This window comes from Cytobacillus oceanisediminis, from assembly GCF_003182355.1.
Lineage (GTDB): Bacteria > Bacillota > Bacilli > Bacillales > Cytobacillaceae > Cytobacillus > Cytobacillus oceanisediminis_A.
This window is the reverse complement of record NZ_QGTW01000016.1, coordinates 126,994-134,309: the sequence shown is the minus strand read 5'-3', so window position 1 is coordinate 134,309 and position 7,316 is coordinate 126,994. Positions and strand designations below refer to the sequence as shown.

General features: G+C 33.9%; 4 protein-coding genes and 2 pseudogenes. 2 read left to right on the top strand and 4 right to left on the bottom strand.

What is annotated here, in order from left to right; genetic code table 11:
• Positions 1-351: 351 nt before the first annotated feature.
• Positions 352-836, bottom strand: a pseudogene (locus tag DFO73_RS23845) (DinB family protein).
• Positions 837-999: 163 nt separating this feature from the next.
• Between DFO73_RS23845 and DFO73_RS23840 the strand changes: the two are divergent.
• The gene (locus tag DFO73_RS23840; protein WP_110067195.1) at positions 1,000-2,736 is read left to right on the top strand and encodes a methyl-accepting chemotaxis protein; all 1,737 of its coding nucleotides are present in this window, start codon (positions 1,000-1,002) and stop codon (positions 2,734-2,736) included.
• 513 nt (positions 2,737-3,249) lie between these two features.
• Here DFO73_RS23840 and DFO73_RS23835 read toward each other — a convergent pair.
• Positions 3,250-3,744: pseudogene (locus DFO73_RS23835) on the bottom strand (class I SAM-dependent methyltransferase); the annotation flags it as partial.
• A 280-nt stretch (positions 3,745-4,024) separates the two neighbouring features.
• The gene (locus DFO73_RS23830) at positions 4,025-4,900 is read right to left on the bottom strand and encodes a LysR family transcriptional regulator (protein ID WP_110067194.1); all 876 of its coding nucleotides are present in this window, start codon (positions 4,898-4,900) and stop codon (positions 4,025-4,027) included.
• Between the two features lie 119 nt (positions 4,901-5,019).
• On the opposite strand from DFO73_RS23830, the gene DFO73_RS23825 reads away from it, so the two are divergent.
• A complete protein-coding gene (locus DFO73_RS23825; protein WP_110067193.1) occupies positions 5,020-5,793 on the top strand; it encodes a class I SAM-dependent methyltransferase in 774 nt (257 codons plus the stop codon).
• Positions 5,794-6,043: 250 nt separating this feature from the next.
• Here DFO73_RS23825 and DFO73_RS23820 read toward each other — a convergent pair whose 3' ends face one another.
• Complete coding sequence (locus DFO73_RS23820; protein ID WP_258309725.1) at positions 6,044-6,874, bottom strand: aminoglycoside adenylyltransferase domain-containing protein; 831 nt, start codon at positions 6,872-6,874, stop codon at positions 6,044-6,046.
• Positions 6,875-7,316 lie beyond the last annotated feature (442 nt).

Below are 7,316 nucleotides of genomic sequence, written 5' to 3'. Positions count from 1 at the left end.
CGATGGTTCAATTAGGTATTGATTTTGGTTCCGTAATGACTTATTCAAGTTTACAAAATGCCCTTGTTGATATAAAAAAATTTTAACAATTGTCCAATCCTCACCCTTCTACTAGTTAGTTTGGTGAGTTTTTTATTGCATAGTTTGGGTCAATTGCACATAAAAAAAGGTAGATTTTCATTTCTCTTGTTCCACTAACCTGCTCGTTTGTTAGATAAAATAGAGCTGTAAAACAGCTCAGCAATCTTCAACGGAAGCGTCCGATTGTGGAAGATCATTGCTTATAACTTATTCAAGATAAGCACCCGTTCATACAAGGAGGAATACTGCTAAATTATTTTTCTTTTTGTATTAATTATTAGAATAAGAGGAAAGACCCCGACCAATAAGATTTGCGGACACAGGCTTTTTCCCTACTTCCCTTGCCCAAATTGATAATTGTCCTATACGGTGGATTTCGTGGGCAATTACATGTCGTATAACCTCGCCCCAAGTATCCGTTACAATTCTTCCATCTCGTAGAGTATCGTAAAATAATTGATTTTCCATGCTCCCATCCCAGTTGTTCACAAAGTTCTCCACTTCCGTTCGAAATTCAGCATCTAATTTTCGAACCAGATTCAAGCTCTTGTAACTATCAAAATTCTCCTCAAAATCTGTTTTACCTTGTACAAGGCGTATCCAGCTCCATCGACATCAACTGTATAGAAGAGTGTATGCAAAATACTACCTACTCCGCCAGTTCTGTTGCGTAGGAGATCCTCTTCACTTAACTCCTCACACCACCGATACCATTCTTCTCTGACTATCCAGTTATACCGAAATAATGTCTGCAATAAAATCCCTCCAAATAGTATAGCTAAATCACAGCATATCAAATTTAAACAAAATTAATCCCCATAAATGTAAATACAGGAATATAATACCTAAATTTAACTAGTTCTTTTTTATCAGTTCTAAAGTTATAATTTAGTAATTAATAGTAATGGAGTGAAAAATATGAAAAGATTAAGTAGTAAAATTGCTCTTCTTATGGCAACTGGATTGGGGCTTATTTTAATAGGGAACAGTATAATGCTCTTTTTTAGTACAAGCAATTCAGTGGAATCCTCGATACAAAACTTTAGTATGAATATAGCAGAAAATATTGCAGGTAAAATGAATACAGAAATGTATAAAGATTTTTTAGGGGAACCTGAAAAGAATGATGTCTATTGGAATCTCAGAGAACAATTAAATGATTTCAGAGAAAAAAACGGAGCTCTTTATGTTTATACATTATTCGTTGATTCAAAAGAGGAAAAAGTATTCATTTTAGTCGATGGATTGCCTCAGGATTCTGATATGGCAGCAGATATTATGGAAACCACATCAACCACAAAATACGAGGATGTTATAAAAGTACTTGAAGGAAAGCCTTCAAGTGCTCCGATTGTGCATGATCCAGAATACGGGGATTATTTATCAGCATTCGCCCCTATTCAGCAGGACGGAGAGGTTATTGGGGTCTTGGGGGTTGATATCAATGCTCAGGATGTAAACAGTATTGGGGAGCAAGTTCTGCTTAAAGAACTCCCTCTTAATCTCATCATTAATCTCGTTTTAATTCTTTTTGTGATCATTATATTAGTATTGTCTATTCGTAATAGTTTAAGACCGCTTGAAAAAATCAGTGTTGCTTCACAATTAATGGCAGATGGTGATCTTCGAACAGCAGAAGAAACAGTAACGAGTATCCAGGTAAAAGGAAGAGACGAAATTAGTAACGTAACAGACTCATTTAAGAAAATGACCTATCATACAATTGAAATGGTTGAAGAGATTAAATCTTCTTCTGAGGCTTTATTAACTTCTTCTAGAATAATTGAAAATAAAGTAAATGAAATTAGTCACGCCAGTAACTTAATTGTTAATGGGATTAAAGAAGTTGCTGGGGCTACGGACACTCAGCTTATTAGAAGTGAAGAATCTGCAAAAGCTATTGAAGAGATGGCTATAGGGATTCAACGAATTGCAGAAGCTTCCTCAGAAGTTGGTGAGCAATCTAATGAAGTTGTCTTTCAGGTGAAGGAAGGTTTCGATGAAATTCATACGATAATTAATAAAATTAATACTATTAAAGAGACAGTCCGGGATTCCTCGGGGTATATAGAAGAACTAGGAACACAAGCAAATGAGATTCAGAATGTTGTTAATCTAATTTCTGGTATAGCTGAACAGACTAACCTTCTTGCCTTAAATGCGGCCATAGAAGCTGCAAGAGCCGGGGAACATGGTAAAGGCTTTGCGGTGGTATCCCAAGAGGTGAAAAATCTTGCAGAGGGTTCTAAAGTTTCTGCAGCCCAAATAGCTGAAAAGCTAAACTACTTTAAGTCTTCTATAGATATTGCTGTTGAAAATATGAAAAAAAGTACTGTCCAGGTAGAGGAAGGAACGACATTAGTAAATAGTGCAGGCGATAAATTCAATCAGATATTGAATGCTGTAGAAGGAGTAACCGGAGAAATACAGGAAGTTTCAGCTGTTACAGAAGAATTATCTGCTGGATCCGAAGAAATCTCTGCATCTATTGATGAATTCGCCAGTCTCTCAAAAGATACCGCACAAATTTCACGACAAGTTGCTTCATCAACGGACCAACAGGAATTGGCAATTGTTAAAATTTCAGATCTTACTACAAATCTAAGCTCTTTAGCTAAGCAGTTGAAGGACTCTGTTCAAAAATTTAAAATCTAATAAAAAGAACCCTAATTAAGAATTTTTATTAAAAGTCAAGAAAGTAATTAAGACACCATATAAATAATTGGTTATAATGTCACACATTTAAAAGGTGTAAAAGAAAAAGGATAGATGAACAGGAAGAATACCCGTATTCCATCTATCCTTTTTGTACAACAAATGTTACCACAACAACTGTATTTTATTGTTGTTCAACTAACGCCCTATAATGGAATAATTGAGTAGTTTTTTATTAAATTGTTTTCCACTTGCCATCAGTAGACTTTCCAGTCCATTCAGGAGTTGATTAACAGAGAAAATCAACCAGGAAAATAGGATAATTACTGTTATAATGAAAAAATTAATTAGCTCTTTTTCATAAATTCTCCTTTAAGACATTTTCCCATTGGAATTCTACATCGAAAGAACTTATTCCTTCATTTAAATATGTTATTAAAAACACAATCTCACACCGAAATTAACATAATTATCTAGCTTTGTTTTGACTTAGGAGATGGGATCATAACTTTAATGTAGGCGATTCCCGTTATCATCATAATACCAATCTTGTTCTTTTCGAGATGTGAAAATAGGATGTTCAACTGAAAAAACAAAGGAACCTCCAGGCTTCAGACAATCATAAACCTTTTTACAGATTGTTTGAAAGGACTTAATATAGTGAAAAGCCAGCGAACTGATGACAACATCAAATTGACAGCCTGAAAACTTGATGTCTTCTATTGGCATTTTAATGTATGAAATCAAAGGATCATCCGTCATTTCAAGCTTTTTGAATCATCTTTTCGGAAATATCTATACCTATTACTGAACTTGCTTGTTGCTCACGTGCGTATCGACAATGCCAGCCGAATCCACACCCCAAATCAAGTACACTCTTATTTAGAAGTGTTGGTATTAGTTCTTTTAATGTATGCCATTCTCCCGCCCCTCCAAGTCCTTTAACTGAACGGGGCATTTTTTATACGCAGAGAAAAATTTCTCATCATCATACTTGTTTTGTTTCATAATTAATCCATCTCCTAAATTTAAGGTAGCCTCCTAAAAAATATAAATAACATTGTTTTTAGGAGGCTATCTATCTCCTTCTAACCATTTTTTTCACCTCATTAAAATATCTTTTATTATTATAACTGGATACTTTTTCAAATATCCTGCCCCTTAAATTGAATAAAAAAAGCCGCCTCGTTTGGAAGCTGATCTTGAATATAAGCACCCGTTACTTTAAGTGAAATCCTTCACAAATAATCAAATCATTAGGTTATTTAGAAAAATACTACAACTACTTTCACAATTCACTCAACGTATCCATTAAAAAGTTAATAAAATTTGATACTTCATCAGTTTCTACTTTTGTTAATGCATACGTATAGGATGTTGGTGGAGTGATTTTGTTTGATTTAATCTCTACCAGCTCTTTCATTGATATTTCATTTTTAATTACGGTAAAAGGTAAATAGGAAACTCCGAGTCCTTCTTCTATGAAACGCTTTGTAACTTCTATTTGATTTACCTTCATAGTTCGAACAGTTGGATAATGCCTTTTAATATCATTTAAAAGAGTATCCCAATAATCTGGATGGTTATGCGTTATCAACCTATACTTATGTATTATCGTTTGTTCATCAAGGTGAGTAGCCTCTTTGTATTCATTAGGTCCAACCAAAATTACAGGTTCTATGTGTACAATATTGGTTTTTATATTTTTTTGAAGAGGGAGAAGCCTTGTTAATCCTATGTCTGCTCTACCAACACTAATTTCTTCACCTATATCATAAGATTTAAGTACATTTATAATTACTTCTATATTCGGATTTTCATCAACAAAATGACGCACTAAAGAAGGAAGAAATGATGACGCAATTTGTGGCGCAGTAGCAATAACTAACTTTCGATTATATCCCTGTTTCCATGATTCAAAATCATTCATTCCTTGCTCATACTTTATTAAAAATTCCCTTGCATACGAAAGAAATTTGTGACCTGCTGGTGTAAGAGCAACTTTATTCCCTATTCTTTCAAATAATTGAATGTTAAGGTTTTCTTCCAGCCTTTTAATATGTTTTGTAACCGCAGGTTGAGTTAGAAAAAGTTCTTCTGAGGCTTTTCTAAAATTCTCAAACTTAGCTGTAATTATGAAAGTCTTTATCCACTTAATATCCATATGAACCTCCATCACAATAACAGTTCGTTATTGAATATTTGCTTTTTTGTTAATATATATTATCACTTCTTTCAATTATAATTTAATTAACAAATATATACATTAGGGAGAGAGTAGACTTGGAAAAATTTCAAAATACAAAAGATAATTGGGATGCAAATTTATATGATATTAAGCATTCTTTTGTTTCGAAATATGGGAATAATTTGGTTGAATTATTAGCCCCAAAACAAGGAGAAAAAATTCTTGACCTTGGTTGTGGAACAGGAGATTTAGCCAATACCTTATATGAGTGTGGCGTAGAAATTGTAGGTGTAGACAAATCTGAAAATATGGTGAAACAGGCAGTCAGTAAATACCCTTATATACCGTTTATGGTTCAAGATGCCACAAACCTAGAATATCATAGCGAATTTGATGCAGTATTCTCTAACGCAACACTTCATTGGGTACAACCACCTATCCAAGCTTTACATAGTATTTATCAAAGTTTAAAACAAGGTGGAAGAGTTGTTGCCGAATTCGGAGGAAAAGGCAACGTTCAAACGATAACAGATGAAATTATACAACAAATAAAAGAAGCAGGATTAGAATTTAAAAAGGAACAATTTCCTTGGTTTTATCCAAGTATTGCTGAGTATTCGAATTTAATGGAAGAAGTAGGATTTAGAGTGACTTTTGTTCAACACTTTGATAGACCAACTCAATTGGATGGGGATAATGGATTAAAAAATTGGATTAATATGTTCGGCAGCCATCTATTAGATGGTATTCCTGAACATACAGCAAACGAAATAGTTACAAACGTTGAAAAAAATTTAAAGGGAACTCTATATAAAGGTGGTAATTGGATTGCTGATTATAAAAGGATTCGTGTAATTGGTGTAAAATAGTAATTGAAAGGAAGCAGCTGGTTCCTTCCTTTTTGTCCTATGTCCTTTTTTACTAACCTGCTCCTTTAGTCGAATAAATAAAAATACCTTGCTTTTATTAAAAGCAAAGCAAAGAGTTTGTTATATATTCTCATTTATAAATTCTATAATACTTATCATATTTCCATTAATATCGGTTAAATCAAAACGTTTTTAGAAGGATGATGCTTTCAGTTTTTAATCCAACTCTATAATAGTACTACTCAGAGGCTCAGCCTTTTTTTAAAAGTGTTTTTACTGGGTCCATTTTGCATGGGAGCTTAATAAAAATGTCTTGCCTTATTTCTTTAATCATGAGTTCAATGAATTCATAAAAAGTTTGGGAAACAACTTCACTACTAAATGTTTCTCCGTTATATTCATTTAGACACTGTTCAACCAACTGCTGGTATTTATGAGGCAGATTATTTAATCCCCATTCCCCGCCTTCTCGCTTTGAAGATATCTTACCTTCTTTAATAAAAAAAAGAACTCGACAGAGATTTAAGGTTAGGTACATAGGAGTCAGGTACGCAGGTGGATTGCTAATGATCTCCTCTGCAGCTCCCTCCACGTCATGTAGAATGGAGGCAAGGTAATATTGACTATCGATCGGTTCATAAAGTTCACTTAATGGTTTTCCATACAGTGTTAATCCTCTCTCATAGGCAACAACGATTTGTGAAGCTAAATCCTCATCTTCAAATCCCCCGCAAAGATAATTTCCATTTGTGCGATATTTCTCCCTATGATATTCAGAGTAATGAAACTCGAAAGGAGTCGGATAAACAAACTTTTTTAGGTAAGTTTCTAAGATAATGGTGAACTCTATTCCACGCTCATTAGACATCTCATCATGTAAGGATAAAGCTAATTTTGCGATCCTAGAATTATTTGCTGGTGTTAGCTTTTCATTTACAACGACTAAGAAATCGATATCACTCTTATGGGGGTTATAACACCCCATTGCTAGAGATCCATGTAAATAAATCCCTAACAAATTATCCCTAAGTTCTTCTTTAAAAAGTATAGTTATTTTGTCTAAGAAAAGTTTAGTATCCAAATCGATCCACTCCCTATATTCTTCCAGCGCCACTCTAAGTATAGATCAACTGAAAACTTGGTCAAGGTAAAACTTATTATAATTAAATCAACTAATGTTGCCCTTTAGCTGAATAATAAAAAAGAGCTGGATCCTATTGGATCTTCAACCCTTGCACCCTATAACCATCCATGAAGCGCAAAAATAAGCGCTTCACCACAAAGAATGAAAATATATTCAATCCGAGATTACTTTGATAAACAAAGACAGGTTTCTATTGTACGCCATTCAGTTCGAAGACTAGAAAACCTAGGCAATACGGTTACAATAACAGAAGCTTCCTTAAACAAGTATATATACACCAAAGAAAAAGACGCTCCTCCCCTTTTAAAAAGTTGAATGAGCTGCGTCTATTTAAGTATTGCCATTTTTGGAATTTCACAGAAGGTAATTTTCATGGTAG

What these genes read in the sequence shown, in the direction of transcription:
- DFO73_RS23840 (WP_110067195.1), top strand. Translation starts at nt 1,000, where the DNA reads ATGAAAAGATTAAGTAGTAAAATTGCTCTTCTTATGGCAACTGGATTG.
- DFO73_RS23830 (WP_110067194.1), bottom strand. Translation starts at nt 4,900, where the DNA reads ATGGATATTAAGTGGATAAAGACTTTCATAATTACAGCTAAGTTTGAG.